Consider the following 16,816-nt stretch of genomic DNA (forward strand, 5'->3'; position numbering starts at 1 on the left):
GGATCGCGGGCTCGGGCGGGTGGATCGCGGGGATCAGGCGGTCCAGTCGAGGATGATCTTGCCGCAGTTGCCGCCGGCCGCGTCGTCGAAGGCGGCCTCGAAGTCGTCGGCGGCGTAGCGGCCGGTGATCACCGGGCTGAGGTCCAGGCCGCCCTCCAGCAGCACGGACATCGCGTACCAGGTCTCGAACATCTCGCGGCCGTAGATGCCCTTGATGGTGATCATCGAGGTGACGATCGAGGCCCAGTCCACCGGGAACTGCTCGGCCGGCAGGCCCAGCATGGCGATCTTCCCGCCGTGGGTCATGTTGGCGATCATCGACTGCATCGCCTCGGGGCGGCCGGACATCTCCAGGCCGACGTCGAAGCCCTCGCGCAGGCCCAGCTTCTGCTGGCCCTCCTCGATGGTGTGCTCGGCGACGTTGAGCGCCAGCGTCACGCCGACCTGCCGGGCCAGGTCCAGCCGGTACGGGGAGACGTCGGTGATCATCACGCTACGGGCGCCGGCGTGCTTGGCGACGGCGGCGGCCATGATGCCGATCGGGCCCGCGCCGGTGACCAGCACGTCCTCGCCGACCAGCGGGAAGGACAGCGCGGTGTGCACGGCGTTGCCGAAGGGGTCGAAGATCGCGGCCACGTCGAGGTCGACCGGCACCCGGTGCACCCAGACGTTGGAGGCGGGCAGCGCCACGTACTCGGCGAACGCGCCGTCGCGGTTGACGCCCAGGCCGACCGTGTTGCGGCACAGGTGGCGGCGCCCGGCCAGGCAGTTGCGGCACTTGCCGCAGACCAGGTGGCCCTCGCCGCTGACCAGGTCGCCGATCGCGATGTCCGCGACCCCGGCGCCGATCTCGGCGACCTCGCCGACGAACTCGTGGCCGATCACCATCGGGGTCTTGATGGTCTGCTGGGCCCAGCCGTCCCACTTGCGGATGTGCAGGTCGGTGCCGCAGATGCCGGTGCGCAGCACCTTGATCAGCACCTCGCCGGGGCCGATCTCGGGCTTCGGGACGTCGATCATCCAGAGGCCGGGCTCGGCGTTCTGCTTGACGAGTGCCTTCACGGCGACGGCTCCTGACGTGCTTCGGGGAACGGCCCGCGAGGGTTGCGGCAGGCCGAGGTGGCGCGGTTCGGCCGCTCCTGACGGGCGCGCTCCGGCAGGCAGAAATCTGCCTGGTGGGAGGGGGTGCGGTCCATCGAGGAATTCTTAAGGGCGGCCACAGCTGGGCTAAACGATCGTGCCCGAGCAGGGCCCGGGCGCCGTCGCGGCGTGCCGGTGCTCACCCGTCCGGCGGAGCGCGGGGCACCGGTCCCGACACCAACCGGCCGCCCGGGCCGGGTACTTGACAGCGGCCGCCAGCCGGGTTGGGGCAAAGGGCTGACGGCGGTCCCGTTCGGATCAGCCGGGCGCCGAACCGCGCGCGGCCGGGCGGCCACGGTGCTTACGGTGGCGACGCTCCCTGCGGCCCCGTGGAGCAGCGGCCCGTGTGCGCGCTCCGGAGCCGCCCACTCAAGGATGAGGCGCTCTCGACCCATGACCAAGATCCGACGGCCGCGTCCGGCCGCCCCCCGCCCCGCCGGTCGCGCCGCCACCGGTCGCCGCACCGCCGGCCGCGCCACCGCCGCCGCCCTGGCCCTGACCGGTCTGCTCACGACCGCGGCCTGCTCCGGCTCCTCCTCCGCGCCGAAGGCCGACAGTCCGGCGATCACCGCCGAGCCGGCCGCGCTCAGCCCGTCCGCCGGCGGCAGCCCGGGCGCGAACAGCCCGTCCGCCGCCTCCGGCTCCGCCTCCAGCAAGGTGGTACCGCTCACCTCGGACGTCACCGCCAAGCTGGACAGCGCGATCCAGGCGGTGATGAGCCAGGCCTCGATCCCGGGCGTGACGGTCGGCTACACCACCCCCGACGGCAGCTACCAGAAGTCGTTCGGGGTGGCCGACAAGAGCGCCGGGACGCCGATGTCCACCGACCTGTACCAGCGGATCGGCAGCGTCACCAAGACGTTCACCGCCACCGCCGTGCTGGAACTGGTCGACCAGGGCAAGGTCGGCCTGGACGACCCGGTCTCCAAGTACGTCCCCAACGTGCCGAACGGCGACGGCATCACCATCCGCCAGCTCGGCGACATGCGCAGCGGGCTGTACAACTACAGCGACGACCCGGACTTCCAGCGGATCTTCTTCAACGACCCCGACCACGTCTTCACCCCGGACCAGTTGCTGTCCTACTCCTTCAAGCACCCGGCGAACTTCGCGCCGGACAGCAAGTTCGAGTACTGCAACACCAATTACGTGCTGCTCGGGCTGGTCGTCGAGAAGGCCGGCGGCCAGGCGCTGGGCGACTACCTGAAGGCCCAGGTGTTCACCCCGGCCGGGCTCACCAAGACGGTCTTCCCGACGGACGCGACCTTCCCGGACCCGCACGCCCACGGCTACACCGACCAGGACGCGAACGGGCAGCTCACCGACGCCACCACCTGGAACCCGTCCTGGGGCTGGGCGGCCGGCGCGGCGATCTCCAACCTGGCCGACCTGACCACCTGGTCCAAGGCGCTGGCCACCGGGAACCCGCTGCTCAAGCCCGCCACCCAGGCGGAGCGGCTCAAGGGCCGCGCCACCGGCACGCCGGGCGTCGGCTACGGCTTCGGGATCTTCAACACCCACGGCTGGATCGGCCACAACGGCTCGCTGCCCGGCTACCAGACCGTCGTGGTGTACCTGCCGGACGCCCAGGCCAGCCTGGTGGTCCAGCTCAACACCGATGTGCAGTACCAGGGTTCGGAGCCGTCGACGCTGGTGGCCAAGGCGGTCACCCAGATCGTGTCGCCGAACAACGTCTACACGCTGCCGAGCGCGGCCACCGCGTCGCCGAGCGGTACGGCCTCCGGCTCGGCCTCGACCTCCTCCTCGGGCTCGCCGTCGGGCTCGGCCTCGGCCTCCGGGTCCGGCTCGCCGTCCGGCGGGGCGACGGCCACCGGCACCGCCCCGGGCTCGCTGCGCGTCTCCTGAGCAGCCGGGGACACCCCGGACACTCCGAGGGCCCGACCGGTCGTCCCGGTCGGGCCCTCGGAGCTTGTCCGTCAGAGCCCCAGCACCTTGCCGAGGTCGTACGAGACCGGCTCCTCCAGCTGCGCGTAGGTGCAGCTCTCCGGCGTGCGGTCCGGCCGCCAGCGGCGGAACTGCGCGGTGTGCCGGAAACGCGTGCCCTCCATGTGGTCGTACGCCACCTCGACCACCCGCTCGGGGCGCAGCGCGATCCAGGACAGGTCCTTGCCGCCGGTCCAGCGGCTGACCGCCCCCGGCAGCCGCCCCTCGGCCTGCGCGGACTCCTCCGCCCATGCACCCCAAGGGTGTCGGGAGAGGTCGTCGATCCTGAGCGGGGCCAGCTCCTCGACCAGTTCGCGGCGCCGGGCCATCGGGAAGGCCGCGCAGACGCCGACGTGCTGGAGCCGCTGCTGCTCGTCGTGGATGCCCAGCAGCAGCGAGCCGACCACCGGGCCGCTCTTGTGCTCGCGGTAGCCGGCCACCACGCAGTCGGCGGTGCGCTCGTGCTTGATCTTGTACATGGTCCGCTCCCCCGGCCGGTACGGCTGGTCCAGCGGCTTGGCCACCACCCCGTCCAGCCCGGCGCCCTCGTACTCGGCGAACCAACTCTGCGCCAGCTCGCGGTCGGTCGAGGCGGGGGCGGTGAACACCGGGTCGGCGGCGTGCGCGAGGGCCGTCTCCAGGGCCGGGCGGCGCTCCGACAGCGGCCGGTCGACCAGCGCCTCGTCACCGAGCGCGAGCAGGTCGAAGGCGACGAAGGAGGCCGGGGTCCGCTCGGCGAGCAGCCTGACCCGGCTGGCCGCCGGGTGGATCCGCTCCAGCAGCTCCTCGAAGCGCAGCCGCCCGTCCCGGGCGATCACCACCTCGCCGTCCAGCACGCAGCGCGGCGGCAGCTCCCGCCGGAAGGCCTCGACCAGCTCGGGGAAGTACCTGGTCAGCGGCTTGCCGGTGCGGCTGCCGAGCTCCACCTCGTCGCCGTCGCGGAACACGATCGCACGGAAGCCGTCCCACTTGGCCTCGTACTGCATCCCCGGCGGGATCCTGGCCACCGACTTGGCGAGCATCGGCGCCACCGGCGGCATCACGGGCAGGTCCATGGGTCCGATCCTCGCCCCGTTCACCCCGGGGCGCGCGCCGGGCACGGCGCCCTTAGCGTGGGGGGCATGGGCTCAGCCGTCGAACTGGAAGTCGCCGGGCGCACCGTCCGGCTGTCCAACCCGGACAAGGTGTACTACCCCGAGCGCGGCTTCACCAAGCTGGACGTCGCCCAGTACTACCTGGCCGTCGCCGACGGGGTGCTGCGCGGGCTGCGGGACCGGCCGACCACCCTGCAGCGCTTCCCGGACGGCGTGGACGGCGAGTTCTTCTACCAGAAGCGGGCGCCCAAGAACCTGCCGGACTGGCTGCCCACCGCCCGGATCGAATTCCCCAGCGGCCGCTCCGCCGACGAGATCTGCCCCACCGAGCCCGCCGCCGTGCTGTGGGCCGCCAACCTGGGCTGCCTCACCTTCCACCCGTGGCCGGTGCGGCGCACCGACACCGACCACATCGACGAACTGCGCATCGACCTGGACCCGCAGCCCGGCACCGACTTCCACGACGCCGTCCGCGCCGCCCACGAACTGCGCGCCCTGCTGGCCGAGTACGGGCTGCGCGGCTGGCCCAAGTCCTCCGGCGGGCGCGGCCTGCACGTGTACGTCCCGCTGGTGCCCGAGTGGACCTTCACCGACGGCCGGCACGCCGTGATCGCACTCGGCCGGGTGCTGGAGCAGCGGATGCCCGGCGAGGTCACCACCGCCTGGTGGAAGGAGGAGCGCGGCGAGCGGATCTTCGTCGACTACAACCAGATGGCCCGCGACCGCACCATCGCCTCCGCCTACTCCCTGCGCGCCCGCCCCCGCGCCACCGCCTCCGCCCCGCTGCACTGGGAGGAGCTGGACGACGCCTCGCCCGAGGACTTCGACCTGCGGACCGTCCCCGCCCGTTTCGCCGAACTCGGCGACCTCAACGTGGAGATGGAGGGCCACGCGTTCCGGCTGGACGGCCTGCTGGAGCTGTACGACAGGCAGCTGCACGACGAGGGGCTCGGCGAACTCCCGTACCCGCCCGACCATCCGAAGGCCGCCGGCGAACCGCCCCGGGTCCAGCCGAGCCGGGCCCGGAAGAAGCCCGCCTGAGGGCGGCCCGGGCGGCCCGGGCTCCGACTCCGTTCAACTGCCCTTCCGGTGTTGTCCGTTGGTCCGGCTCCGCGACTAGTCTGGTGATCATCGATCAACAGAAGGGGCGCGGCGCGTGATGGGCGTACGGGGGCTGGCGGAGATCCTGGCGGACGCGGCGGGCGGGGTGTTCCCGCCCTCGGACGGCACGGTGACGGTGGTGCCGCAGCCGTCGCCGCGCGAGGCCGGGGTGATCGGCTTCGCCGCGCACGCCGTGGTGTTCACCGACCAGGACCCGGCCTGGGTGCACGCCACCCTCGCCGACGACCCCGGCGACCCGCTGGCCGCGCCGCTCTGCCCGCCCTTCCTCAGCGCCTTCGCCGCCCGGACCGGCCGGACCGTCAACAACATCGACCTGCTCACCGTCGCCGACCGCCTCCCGGGCGGGCCGCCGCTGCCGCTCACCCTCGTCGAGGACCGCGAACACCCGCGCGTGGTACGGGCCCTGCGCTACCGGGAGGACGTCCGGGTGTACCGGGCCGAGGGCGGCGTGCTCATCCTCGGCCGCGGCGTCGCGGGCCGCTGGGAGGCCGCCGTCGAGGTCGACCCCACCGCCCGGGGCCGCGGCCTCGGCCGCGCCCTGGCCACCGCCGCCCGCCACCTGGTGCCCACCGGCGAGGTCCTCTGGGCCCAGCAGGCCCCTGGCAACGCCCCCAGCGTCCGCGCCTTCCAGGCCGCCGGCTACCGCCCGGTGGGCGCGGAGGCGCTGCTCGTCCCGGGCCGGCCGTAACGCACCCGGTCGGCCGGGTGGTCGCGCGGTCGTACCCGAGGAGGTCAGCGACGCGGGGCACGCTCCTCGTACGGGCTGTGCATGGTGAGGTAGCGGATCTCCAGGTCCCGCTCCAGATAGTCCATCCGGTGCTCCCAGAAGTCCAGGAGGTGCGGGAGGGCCAGGTGGGCGTCGAGGTCAGCCCGGCTCCGCCAGGCCTCGTAGAAGACGAAGACGCCCGGCTCGTCGCGGTCCTCGTGGAAGTGGTATTCGAGGCAGCCGGGCTCCCGGCGGGTCGGCTCGACGAAGGAGAGCAGGAGTCGGCGGAGCTCCTCGGCGCGTTCGGGCTTGGGGCGGGCGGTGCCGACGAGGGTGAAGGGCTGGTCCAGCTGGTCCATGGGTGTTCCTCGATCTCAAGGTAAGACGTGCGTCGTACCTTGGGTACGTTAGGGCCGCCACGAGGTACGATGCAAGCCGTACCTGGGAGGTGGACGCGATGCCCGACGACGAGGGGCACCCCGCGCCGGAGGAGATCGAACTCGGCCGGGTGCTGTCCGCACTGGCCGACCCGCTGCGACGGCGCGTCGTCCGGGAGCTCGCCACCGGACCCGACGGCGAGGCCCGCACCTGCAGTTCCTTCGCCCTACCGGTCAGCAAGGCGACGGTGACCCACCACTTCCGGACCCTCCGCGAGGCCGGGCTGGTCCGCCAGGTCGACCGGGGCAACAGCCGGATGGCCACCCTCCGCCGGGCCGACATCGAACAGCGCTTCCCCGGCCTGCTGGCCCTGCTCACGGCGGAGACGGCCGAGGTCACCGAGGAGGCGTGACGCCCTCCGGAGGGGTCCACAACACCCGGACCCGGTCGGCTTCGAGGTCGTACCCGAGGAACGGGCCGCCGCCCTCGACGGGCGTCGGCACCGCCCGGTTTAGTCGCCGCCCGACAGCGGCCAGGAAGCCGCACAACACGTCCAGCCCTTCCTGGCCGCCGAGTTGCTCGACGTTGACATCCAGATCGATCCGTCCCGCACGGCGGAACCGGAAGACCGCACCGACCCCCGGCCCCGGGTTCACGCTCAGCACCGGACGCGCCGGCCCGTCCGGCCAGGACAGCACCTCCTCGGCGGGCGGCAGCGCCATCTCGAAGCAGCCCACGACGAACGTCCGCTCCCACCCCCGCTCGACCACCAGGTCGAGCAACGCCTGCCAGTCCGCCACCGTGGTGTCCGCGACGCCGTCGCCCGGCAACCACCCGTCCAGAGCCGGATCGAGCAGCCACCCGGCGTGGTCAACCCAACGCAGGTCGGCCATCCCGCTCCTCCGGAGGGGTCCACAACACCCGGACCCGGTCGGCTTCGAGGTCGTACCCGAGGAACGGCGCCCGGGTGTCGCCCTCGAAGTACATCGGAACGGGCTTGCCCAGCCGCCGCCCGATCGCCGCCAGGAACCCGCACAGCACGTCCAGCCGCTCCTGGCCCTGCAGCTCGCGCAGGGCCAGGTCGAAGTCGATCTCCTCCTCGCCGAGGAACCGGAAGATCGCGCACACCCCCGGATCCGGCCACACCCGCAGGTAGGGGCACTCGGCGCCGACGGGCCGGGACAACACCGCCTCGGCCCGGGGCAGCGGCAGCACCGTGTCCCCCACGGCGTACTCGAAGGCCCAGCCCCGCTCCACCACCAGGTCGAACAGGGCCTGCCAGTCGGCCGCCGTGGTGTCCGCGATGTACACGTCCGGCAGGCAGTCCCCGCCGGCCGGGTCGAGCAGCCAGGCCACCTGGTCGTCCCAGAGCAGATCGGCCATTCCCTCATCCTCTCCGGCTCAGCGTGCGATGGTCTCCCACCGCTGGTTGTTCCCGCCGTTGGAGGCCCACTGGGTCGCGTTCACGCCGTTCGCCGTGTCCCAGCCGGCGATCTCCAACACCTTCACGCTGTTGTTGTTGGTGATCAGCCACCCCTCGTTCGGGCTGTTGCGGCCGAAGGCCCAGCTCTGGTTCATGCCTCGGGTGCACGTCCACTGCCGGGCGGGCGCTCCGCCGTCGGTCCGCCAGTCGGCGATCTCCAGGCACAGGCCGCTGTTCACGTTGACGAACGCGCCCGGTATCCCGGAGACGAAGTTCCACACCTGGTTCGCCCCGCCGTGGCAATCCCACTGGCGCACCGGCGCTCCGGGGTCGGTGCGCCAGTCCGCGACCTCCAGGCACTTGCCGCTGTTCACGTTCCGCAACATCGCCACCTGCGGGGGAACACCGTTGGGGAAACCGGGCGGGAAGGAGTCGGCGGTGGCCGCCGGGGCGCTGACGGCCACCAGTACGGCGGCACCGAGGGCGGCGGGCAGGAGTGAGCGGCGAACGGCGTGGTTCATGTGCGGAGTCCCATCGAGGATTCGGGCGGTCGCTGTCCGACGGGCACCCGCGTACGACGGCACGGCACCCCGGGGCCTACGACCCCGCCCGCCGCCCGGCTCCCCCCGAACGATCCCGAACCCTACTGCCTGCTACCGACACGATCCACCGGAATTGCACCCGCCGGGGCCAGGTCGGCGATGGTGCGGACGGCCTGGGTGATCTGGGTGTCCGTGAGGTCCGCGCGGGCGGTCAGGCGCAGGCGGGAGATGCCGTCCGGGACGGACGGCGGGCGGAAGCAGCCCACCGCGAGGCCGGCCCGGCGGCAGTCGGCGGCCCAGGCGAGGGCGGCTTCCGGGCCCGGGGCGCGGACCGAGACCACGGCCGCGTCCGGCGTGCAGGCGTGCAGGCCGGCGGCGGTCAGCCGGGCGGCCAGGCCGCGGGCGACCTCGCGGGCGCGGTCGGCGCGCTGCGGTTCGGCGCGCAGCAGGCGCAGGGCGGCGAGGGCGGCCCCCGCGGCGGCCGGGGCGAGGCCGGTGTCGAAGATGAAGGTGCGGGCGGTCTCGGTGAGGTGGCGGATCACCCGGTGCGGGCCGAGCACCGCGCCGCCCTGGGAGCCGAGCGACTTGGACAGGGTGACGGTGGCGACGGTGTCCGGCTGTCCGGCCAGTCCGGCGGCGGCGAGGGCGCCGCGGCCGCCGGGGCCGAGCACGCCCAGTCCGTGGGCGTCGTCCACCAGCAGGGCGGCCCCGCCGGTGCGGGCGGCCTCGGAGAGTGCGCGCAGCGGTGCCGCGTCGCCGTCCACCGAGAACACCGAGTCGGTCACCACCAGGGCGCGCCGCTGCTCCCGCGCGGCCAGCACCTCGGCGACCGCGGCCGGGTCGCTGTGCGGCGCCCGGTGGACGTCGGCGCGGGCGAGCCGGCAGCCGTCGATCAGTGAGGCGTGGTTGTAGGCGTCGGAGACGATCAGGGTGTCCGGGTCGGTCAGCGCGGTGAGCGCGGCCAGGTTCGCCGTGTAGCCGGAGGAGAACACCAGGGCGGCCTCCGCGCCGCAGAATTCGGCCAGTTCCCGTTCCAGTTCGGTGTGCAGCGCGGTCGTCCCGGTGACCAGCCGCGACCCCGTCGACCCGCCGCCCCAGCGCAGCGCCGCCTCACCGGCCGCCCGGGTCACCGCGGGGTGCCTGGTCAGCCCGAGGTAGTCGTTCCCGGCCAGGTCCAGCACCTGGTCCTCCGCCGTCCGGCTGCGCAGCGTGCGGGTCAGCCCGGCGTCCGCCCGCAGTGCGGCGGCCTCGTCGAGCCAGTCGAAGACCTGCGCCGGGGCGGACGGGGTGGTCGGGGCGGTCGGGGCTGACGGGGCGGAGGAGGCAGAGGTCAGGGGGAGGGTCATGCCCGGCACTCTGGCACGCCCCGCGAGACGGCGGCAATGTGCGAATCGGCACAACCCGGTCGGCGTGTTCTTGTCGCCGTCCACACCGCTTAACCGTGGCGGAATACCGCGAATATCGAATCTTTCGTTCCGGATCTTCATTCCCGACATTCCCACCGGATTCGCCGACGGAGCGTCGATGATTTCGATACGCTCCGTGCCGGTCCCCTTCCGAAGGACGGACACATGACGAATTTCGAATTCGATCGTCGAATGCACCCCGGGCGCTTAGCCGATTCGACCGATTCAGCCGATTCAACCGATTCAGTCGATCCGGTCGGGACGACGAGCCGAATATGCCCGCCGCACGCCCCGGCAACCCCGACACGGACGGAACGCTGAACCATGGTCGACGTCGCGCACACCCCGAACCCGTTCCCGAACCCGCTCGACAACCCCCCGAAACCGCCCGGGCGGCGCTGGCTGCCGTGGTCCGTGGGGCTCCTCGGGGTGGCCCTGATCGGGGGCAGCGTGCTGTGGGCCCTGCGGCCGGAGCAGTCGCTGGAGATCCCGCGCAGCGCCTGCTGGTCGGCGCTCTCCGAACGGGACCTGCGGCCGCTCGCCGGAGCGCACGGAACGCTGTCCGAAGTGACGCCGCACCCCCGGATCCAGACGCCGACCTCGCCGGAGGAGAACGAGATCCGCAGCAATGCGTGCCACCTCTCCTGGCACGGGGACGACGGCCGCCACGGCCGGCCGCTGGCCGTCAAGGTCGACCCCGCCTGGGACGGCATCGAGGCCGACCGCGCCCAGGACGCCGCGCACGACCGCCGGGTCACCCCGCTGGACGGCGGCCCCGGCGCGGCCTGGCTGGCCACGGCGGACAGCAGCCACCGGGTCCGGCTGTACGTGCGGTGCGACTTCCAGGTCCCCGCCGGGAACGACCCCAAGCGGAAGACGGCGCCGCCGTACTTCCGGGTCGACGTCGGCAGCGACAGGGGTACCACCGGGGGCACCACCGCACCGTCGGAGCAGGAGCGCCAGGCGTACGGCGACATCGCGCTGAAGGTCGCCCGGGCCGCCTCCGCCGAGTACCGGTGCAGCAACCGGGTGCAACTTCCCGCCACCGCACCGGCGATCCCCGACCTCGGGCAGCAGCAGGCGGCGTCCCATGGCTGAGCACCCGCGCCGGCGCGTGCTGCCGGCCGCCCTCGGCGCGGCCGTGCTGGCCGCCGGCCTCGGCGGCGGGACCTGGTGGTGGCGGTCCGCGCACGCCACCGACGTGCCGCCGGACGCCTGCTGGAACGCCTTCAGCCACGAGGACCTCGCGGCGCTGTCCGGCCCGGGCCACCAGGCCGTGGTCTGGCAGGGGAAGGACCAGCTCGGCAGCCGGAACGCCCTGGCCGATCCGGTCTGCGCGGTGGACTGGCAGGGCGACGACGCCCGGAGCCACTGGGTCGCCAAGATCGAGGTCGCGCACGCGGACGAGCGGTTCCTGAAGGCGAAGACCGACGCGGAGTCCACCGGCTGGGAGCCGATCCGCCCCGCCACGCTGGCGTTCGGCTCCGGCGCCCAGGGCTGGCTCTTCCACGACGGCACGGTGCAGCTGCTGGTCCGCTGCGACTCCCCCGCCGCCGCCGCCGTCCCGGCGACTCCGACCGCGCCCGCCGCACCGGCGACCCCGACCGCCCCCGGCACCCCCGCCGCCCACGACCGGAGCGGCACCGCCCCGCCCCCGTACCTCAAGATCACGATCACCGGCGACCGGGGCTCCGCCGACACGCCCGCCGTCCGGATCCACCAGATCAGGGTCGACGCCGCGCTGCGCACCGCGCGGGAACTCGTCGGCGCCCAGGGCTGCGCCAACGATCCCCGGTTGGCCGGGCAGTCACCCGTCGCACCGTTCTGACCGGCCCGCCCCGCCGCCGGGCTTTGCCCGGGGTGGCGGCGAGCAGGCAAGATAGCCGGGTGACGCTCCTTGACCTGATGCCGAAGCCCGCCACGCCCGATGCGCTGTACGAGACGTTCGCAGCCTGGGCGGAGGAGCGGGGGATCACGCTGTACCCGGCTCAGGAGGAGGCGCTGATCGAGCTCGTCTCCGGGAACAACGTGATCCTGGCGACGCCGACCGGGTCGGGCAAGTCCCTGGTGGCGGCGGGCGCGCACTTCGCGGCGCTGGCGGAGGGGCAGCGGACCTTCTACACCGCGCCGATCAAGGCGCTGGTGTCGGAGAAGTTCTTCGACCTGGTGAAGATGTTCGGCACCGAGCAGGTCGGCATGATGACCGGCGACGCCAGCGTGAACCCCACCGCGCCGATCATCTGCTGCACCGCCGAGGTGCTGGCGCAGATCGCGCTGCGGGACGGCACCCGGGCCGACATCGGCCAGGTCGTCATGGACGAGTTCCACTTCTACGCCGAGCCGGACCGCGGCTGGGCCTGGCAGGTCCCGCTGCTGGAACTGCCGCAGGCGCAGTTCCTGCTGATGTCGGCGACCCTCGGCGACGTGCGCCGCTTCGAGGAGGACCTGACCCGCCGCACCGGCCGGCCGACCACCGTGGTGCGCAACGCGACCCGCCCGGTGCCGCTGTTCTACGAGTACCGCCGCACCACCATGCACGACACCCTGGAGGAGCTGCTGCAGACCGGTCAGGCGCCGGTCTACGTCGTGCACTTCACCCAGAAGGAGGCGGTGGAGCGGGCGCAGTCGCTGATGAGCATCAACATGTGCTCGAAGGCGGAGAAGGACGCCATCGCCGCCCTGATCGGCAACTTCCGCTTCACCACCAAGTTCGGCCGCAACCTGTCCCGTTACGTGCGCCACGGCATCGGCGTGCACCACGCGGGCATGCTGCCGAAGTACCGCCGACTGGTCGAACGCCTCGCCCAGGCGGGCCTGTTGAAGGTGATCTGCGGTACGGACACGCTCGGCGTGGGCGTCAATGTGCCGATCCGCACGGTGCTGTTCACCGCGCTGTCCAAGTACGACGGACAGCGCGTGCGGATCCTGCGCGCCCGCGAGTTCCACCAGATCGCCGGGCGGGCCGGCCGGGCCGGCTTCGACACCGTCGGCCAGGTGGTCGCCCAGGCGCCGGAGCACGTGATCGAGAACGACAAGGCGATCGCCAAGGCCGGGGACGACCCGAAGAAGAAGCGCAAGGTGGTGCGGAAGAAGGCGCCGGAGGGCTTCGTCGGCTGGACCGAGGAGACCTTCGACAAGCTGATCGCCGCCGACCCGGAGCCGCTGGTCTCCCGGTTCAAGGTGAGCCACGCGATGCTGCTGTCGGTGATCGGCCGCCCGGGCAACGCCTTCGAGGCGATGCGCAAGCTGCTGACCGACAACCACGAGGACAAGGCCGCCCAGCGCCGCCACATCCGCACCACGATCGCCATCTACCGCTCGCTGCTGGAGGGCGGCGTGGTGGAGCGGCTGCCGGAGCCGGACGCCGAGGGCCGGATCGTCCGGCTGACCCTGGACCTCCAGGAGAACTTCGCGCTCAACCAGCCGCTGTCCACCTTCGCGCTGGCCTCCTTCGAGCTGCTCGACCCGACCTCGCCCTCGTACGCGATGGACGTCGTCTCGGTCGTCGAGGCGACCCTCGACGACCCGCGCCAGATCCTCGCCGCCCAGCAGAACAAGGCGCGCGGCGAGGCCGTCGGCGAGATGAAGCGGGACGGCATCGAGTACGAGGAGCGGATGGAGCGGCTCCAGGAGATCACCTACCCGAAGCCGCTGGAGGAACTGCTCACCCACGCCTACGAGGTGTACCGCCGGGCGCACCCGTGGATCGGCGACCACCAGCTCCAGCCCAAGTCCGTGGTGCGCGACCTGTACGAGCGGGCGATGACCTTCTCGGACTACGTCGGCTTCTACGAGCTGGCCCGCACCGAGGGCATCGTGCTGCGCTACCTGGCCGGGGCGTACAAGGCGCTGGAGCAGACCGTCCCCGAGGACGTGAAGACCGACGACCTCAAGGACGTCATCGCCTGGCTCGGCGAGCTGGTCCGCCAGGTCGACTCCAGCCTGCTGGACGAGTGGGAGCAGCTGGCCAACCCGACCGAGGCGGCCACCGCCGAGGTCACCCTGGACGACAAGCCGGCGCCGGTCACCGCCAACGCCCGGGCCTTCCGGGTGCTGGTGCGCAACGAGATGTTCCGCCGGGTCGAGCTGTGCGCGCTGGAGCACTGGAACGAACTCGGCCAGCTGGACGGCGAGTACGGCTGGGACGCGGACCGCTGGGCGGACGCGATGGACGGCTACTGGGACGAGTACGACGACCTCGGCACCGGCCCGAACGCGCGCGGGCCCAAGATGCTGATCATCGAGGAGGAGGACTCCGCCTGGAAGGTCCGGCAGATCTTCGACGACCCGGAGGGCGACCACGACTGGGGCATCAGCGCCGAGGTCGACCTGTACGGCTCGGACGAGGAGGGCCGGGCGGTGGTGCGGGTGACCGCGGTGGACCGCCTCGGCGGCTGACCCGGCGTCGGGGGCGGGCGGGGGGGGCGGGGGCGCCCCCCCGGCGGGGGGGCGGGGGCGGGGGGTGGTGGCGGGCGGGGGGCGGGGGGGGGGGGGGGGGGGGGGGCCGGGGGGGGGGCCCGGCCGGGGGGGCCGCCGGGGGGGGCGGGCGGGGGGGGGGGCCGGGGCCCCCCCCCCCCGGCCCCCCCCGCCGTTCGCCACGGCCCGTTCGTCACGGCCCGTTCGTCACGGCCCGTTCGTCACGGCCCGTTCGTCAGGTCCCTGTTGTCACATCCACACGAACGGCTGCCCCGCCGCGTACGACAGTGCGCGGGTGGCCTCGGCCAGGTTGAAGTCGCCGGCCGAGGCGCTCGGCGTCGGGCCGGCCGACGCCGGGGTCGAGGCGGTGCCGCTCGGGCGGCTGTCGCCGGGGCGGGAGCCGGTGACGGTCACGTAGTGCCCGACCGCCTCGATCCGCTGCTCGCTGCCCGGCTTGGCCTCACCGCCGGACTGTGCGGGCGCGATGTTGGTGTCGGCGAGCATGAAGGCGACCACGCCGGGCTTGCCGCGCAGGGTGTCGGCGGCCCGGGCGGCGGCGGACTGGTCGGCGAAGCGCAGCACGGTGACGCTGCTGAGCACCGGGTGGTCGACACCGGTGAAGCTGACCGTCAGATAGGCCCGGCAGCCGCTGTCCTTGAGCAGCTCCTGGGTACGGTCCAGGAGCACCTCGTCGCACTTCTCACCCTGCCGGATGCCGCCGCGCCGGGCCTTGTAGCCGGCGACCTCGACCGGGCGCTGGGCGGGGAACAGGTTGTCGGCGTTGAGGCCCTCGGGGTCGGTGGTGGGCGGCGGGGCGCCGACCACGGGGGGCGTGCGGGTGGCGTCCTGCCTGGACGGGCCGAGGCCGGGTATGTAGTCGCCGGGCGTCGGGCGGGTGATGATCCATCCGCCGGCCACGACCACGCCCACCATGACGACCCAGCCGACCGCCCGGCGGCCGGCCGGCAGTCGGCCGCGCCGGGGGTCCGCCGGTCCCGCCGCCGTCGCCTGGCCGAGGCCCCCGCCTATTCGCTGTCCTGCCCGGCCGTCCTGGCCCTCTCCCGGAGTCGGGGTGTGCTCCCCCTGCGTGGTCATGGCGCAGATTCTAAGCACCCGTCGAGTGGCCGGGATCACGGGGTCGGGGGCTTGTGGATCTTCGCCCCGGCGGCCGCCGCGGCACCCCCGCGGGCACTCCGCCGACCCCCGCCCGGCTACCCGTCGGTAACCGTCCGCCGCGGCCACCGTCAAGCGCGTGACCTGCACCGACGCCGTGAGCTTCGACACTGTGGCAATCGGCACATCCTCGCCGGGATCTTCTGGTGGGTTTGCTCTGGCGCCATTCGCGCGCGAGCAGGCAGGATCGGCCCCATGGATCTGCTCGATACCCTCACCGCCAAGGGCCTGCGCGGCGAAGTCCCGACCCGCGAGGAGGCCCTGGCCGTCCTCGCCACCACCGACGACGAGCTGCTCGACGTGGTCGCCGCGGCCGGCAAGGTGCGCCGCCGCTGGTTCGGCCGCCGGGTCAAGCTCAACTACCTGGTGAACCTGAAGAGCGGGCTCTGCCCCGAGGACTGCTCCTACTGCTCCCAGCGGCTGGGGTCCAAGGCCGAGATCCTCAAGTACACCTGGCTCAAGCCGGAGCAGGCCGCCGACGCCGCCCGCGCCGGGGTGGCCGGCGGGGCCAAGCGGGTCTGCCTGGTCGCCAGCGGCCGCGGCCCGACGGACCGTGACATCGACCGGGTCACCGACACCATGGCGGCCATCAAGGACGCCGACCCCGAGGTCGAGATCTGCGTCTGCCTCGGCCTGCTCTCCGACAACCAGGCCGAGCGGCTGAAGGCGGCGGGCGCCGACGCCTACAACCACAACCTGAACACCTCCGAGAACACCTACGGGTCCATCACCAAGACCCACACCTACGCGGACCGGGTGGACACCGTCCAGAAGGCGCACGGCGCCGGGCTGTCCGCCTGCTCCGGCCTGATCGCCGGCATGGGCGAGAGCGACGAGGACCTGGTCGACGTGGTGTTCGCGCTGCGCGAGCTCGGCTCGGACTCCGTCCCGGTCAACTTCCTGATCCCCTTCGAGGGCACCCCGCTGGCCAAGGAGTGGAACCTCACCCCGCAGCGCTGCCTGCGGATCCTGGCGATGGTCCGCTTCGTCAACCCCGACACCGAGGTGCGGATCGCCGGCGGCCGCGAGGTGCACCTGCGCTCGATGCAGCCGCTGGGCCTGCACATCGCCAACTCGATCTTCCTCGGCGACTACCTGACCAGTGAGGGCCAGGCCGGGCAGACCGACCTCGACATGATCAAGGACGCCGGCTTCGAGGTCGAGGGCGCCGGCGAGGCCACCCTGCCGCGCCACCGCGCCGACGTCGCTGAGGCCGTCGCCGCCTCGTCCTGCGGCACGACCGCGTCGTCCTGCGGCACGGCCGCGTCTTCCTCCGGCACGGCGGCCTCGGCGTGCGGCAGCGGCGGCGGCTGCGGGCCGTGCGGCGGGCACGCGCACACCCCGGCGGAAGCGACCACCGCGGAGGGCACCGAGGCCGCCGTGTCGCAGGACGACGAGCTGCGCAGCGACCTCGTCAAGGTCCGCCGCCGCGGCGCCGGCACCGAACTCGCGCCCAACGCCTGACCCTCGGA

Annotated in this window: 16 protein-coding genes; 8 read left to right on the forward strand and 8 right to left on the reverse strand. The window is 73.2% G+C overall.

From position 1 onward, the window contains the following. Positions 1-33 precede the first annotated feature (33 nt). On the reverse strand, positions 34-1,062 hold the full coding sequence (gene tdh / locus ACIP4P_RS16015) for an L-threonine 3-dehydrogenase (RefSeq protein ID WP_400918477.1): 1,029 nt from the start codon (positions 1,060-1,062) through the stop codon (positions 34-36). A gap of 471 nt (positions 1,063-1,533) precedes the next feature. Here tdh and ACIP4P_RS16020 point away from each other — a divergent pair, with 471 nt between their 5' ends. After that, positions 1,534-3,006 carry a serine hydrolase domain-containing protein gene (locus ACIP4P_RS16020; protein WP_400918480.1) on the forward strand — a complete coding sequence of 491 codons (1,473 nt, stop codon included), beginning with the start codon at positions 1,534-1,536 and terminating at the stop codon, positions 3,004-3,006. A 71-nt stretch (positions 3,007-3,077) separates the two neighbouring features. Here the strand turns inward: ACIP4P_RS16020 and ACIP4P_RS16025 are convergent, their stop codons facing one another. Further along, positions 3,078-4,139 carry an ATP-dependent DNA ligase gene (locus tag ACIP4P_RS16025; RefSeq protein WP_400918482.1) on the reverse strand — a complete coding sequence of 354 codons (1,062 nt, stop codon included), beginning with the start codon at positions 4,137-4,139 and terminating at the stop codon, positions 3,078-3,080. Between the two features lie 66 nt (positions 4,140-4,205). Between ACIP4P_RS16025 and ligD the strand changes: the two genes are divergently transcribed. Both ligD and ACIP4P_RS16035 read left to right on the forward strand, forming a co-directional pair. Then, positions 4,206-5,219: a non-homologous end-joining DNA ligase gene (gene ligD / locus ACIP4P_RS16030; RefSeq protein ID WP_400918485.1), complete on the forward strand. Its 1,014-nt coding sequence runs from the start codon at positions 4,206-4,208 to the stop codon at positions 5,217-5,219. 118 nt (positions 5,220-5,337) lie between these two features. Next, the gene (locus ACIP4P_RS16035; RefSeq protein ID WP_400918894.1) at positions 5,338-5,988 is read left to right on the forward strand and encodes a GNAT family N-acetyltransferase; all 651 of its coding nucleotides are present in this window, start codon (positions 5,338-5,340) and stop codon (positions 5,986-5,988) included. 44 nt (positions 5,989-6,032) lie between these two features. Here the strand turns inward: ACIP4P_RS16035 and ACIP4P_RS16040 are convergent, their stop codons facing one another. Beyond that, a complete protein-coding gene (locus tag ACIP4P_RS16040) occupies positions 6,033-6,365 on the reverse strand; it encodes a putative quinol monooxygenase (RefSeq protein WP_400918488.1) in 333 nt (110 codons plus the stop codon). Between the two features lie 98 nt (positions 6,366-6,463). Between ACIP4P_RS16040 and ACIP4P_RS16045 the strand changes: the two genes are divergently transcribed. Then, positions 6,464-6,796, forward strand: coding sequence for an ArsR/SmtB family transcription factor (locus ACIP4P_RS16045; RefSeq protein WP_400918491.1), 333 nt, complete (start codon positions 6,464-6,466; stop codon positions 6,794-6,796). Here ACIP4P_RS16045 and ACIP4P_RS16050 read toward each other — a convergent pair. The 4 genes from ACIP4P_RS16050 to ACIP4P_RS16065 all read right to left on the reverse strand — a co-directional run bounded on the left by ACIP4P_RS16050 (position 6,780) and on the right by ACIP4P_RS16065 (position 9,695). Beyond that, positions 6,780-7,277 carry a hypothetical protein gene (locus ACIP4P_RS16050; protein ID WP_400918494.1) on the reverse strand — a complete coding sequence of 166 codons (498 nt, stop codon included), beginning with the start codon at positions 7,275-7,277 and terminating at the stop codon, positions 6,780-6,782. The two genes, ACIP4P_RS16045 and ACIP4P_RS16050, sit on opposite strands and share 17 nt — an antisense overlap. Continuing rightward, positions 7,255-7,767 (reverse strand): hypothetical protein, encoded by a 513-nt coding sequence (locus ACIP4P_RS16055; protein WP_400918497.1) that lies wholly within the window; start codon positions 7,765-7,767, stop codon positions 7,255-7,257. The genes ACIP4P_RS16050 and ACIP4P_RS16055 overlap by 23 nt, the downstream gene beginning before the upstream one ends. Positions 7,768-7,785: 18 nt before the next feature. Beyond that, positions 7,786-8,328 carry an RICIN domain-containing protein gene (locus ACIP4P_RS16060; RefSeq protein ID WP_400918500.1) on the reverse strand — a complete coding sequence of 181 codons (543 nt, stop codon included), beginning with the start codon at positions 8,326-8,328 and terminating at the stop codon, positions 7,786-7,788. A gap of 122 nt (positions 8,329-8,450) precedes the next feature. Then, complete coding sequence (locus ACIP4P_RS16065) at positions 8,451-9,695, reverse strand: 8-amino-7-oxononanoate synthase (protein ID WP_400918503.1); 1,245 nt, start codon at positions 9,693-9,695, stop codon at positions 8,451-8,453. Between the two features lie 384 nt (positions 9,696-10,079). Here ACIP4P_RS16065 and ACIP4P_RS16070 point away from each other — a divergent pair, with 384 nt between their 5' ends. The 3 genes from ACIP4P_RS16070 (at position 10,080) to ACIP4P_RS16080 (ending at position 14,153) form a co-directional block, all read left to right on the forward strand. Next, entirely contained in the window at positions 10,080-10,853 is a 774-nt protein-coding gene (locus tag ACIP4P_RS16070; protein ID WP_400918506.1) for a hypothetical protein, read from the forward strand. Further along, a complete protein-coding gene (locus ACIP4P_RS16075; RefSeq protein ID WP_400918509.1) occupies positions 10,846-11,583 on the forward strand; it encodes a hypothetical protein in 738 nt (245 codons plus the stop codon). Before ACIP4P_RS16070 ends, ACIP4P_RS16075 begins: the two co-directional genes overlap by 8 nt. A gap of 77 nt (positions 11,584-11,660) precedes the next feature. Continuing rightward, positions 11,661-14,153 carry a DEAD/DEAH box helicase gene (locus ACIP4P_RS16080; RefSeq protein ID WP_400918897.1) on the forward strand — a complete coding sequence of 831 codons (2,493 nt, stop codon included), beginning with the start codon at positions 11,661-11,663 and terminating at the stop codon, positions 14,151-14,153. Between the two features lie 267 nt (positions 14,154-14,420). Here ACIP4P_RS16080 and ACIP4P_RS16085 read toward each other — a convergent pair whose 3' ends face one another. Further along, positions 14,421-15,266, reverse strand: coding sequence for a hypothetical protein (locus ACIP4P_RS16085; protein WP_400918511.1), 846 nt, complete (start codon positions 15,264-15,266; stop codon positions 14,421-14,423). A 273-nt stretch (positions 15,267-15,539) separates the two neighbouring features. Here ACIP4P_RS16085 and bioB point away from each other — a divergent pair, with 273 nt between their 5' ends. Beyond that, positions 15,540-16,808, forward strand: coding sequence for a biotin synthase BioB (bioB, locus tag ACIP4P_RS16090; protein WP_400918514.1), 1,269 nt, complete (start codon positions 15,540-15,542; stop codon positions 16,806-16,808). Positions 16,809-16,816: the final 8 nt, after the last annotated feature.

The organism is Kitasatospora sp. NPDC089509 (assembly GCF_044749365.1).
Classification (GTDB): Bacteria; Actinomycetota; Actinomycetes; order Streptomycetales; family Streptomycetaceae; genus Kitasatospora.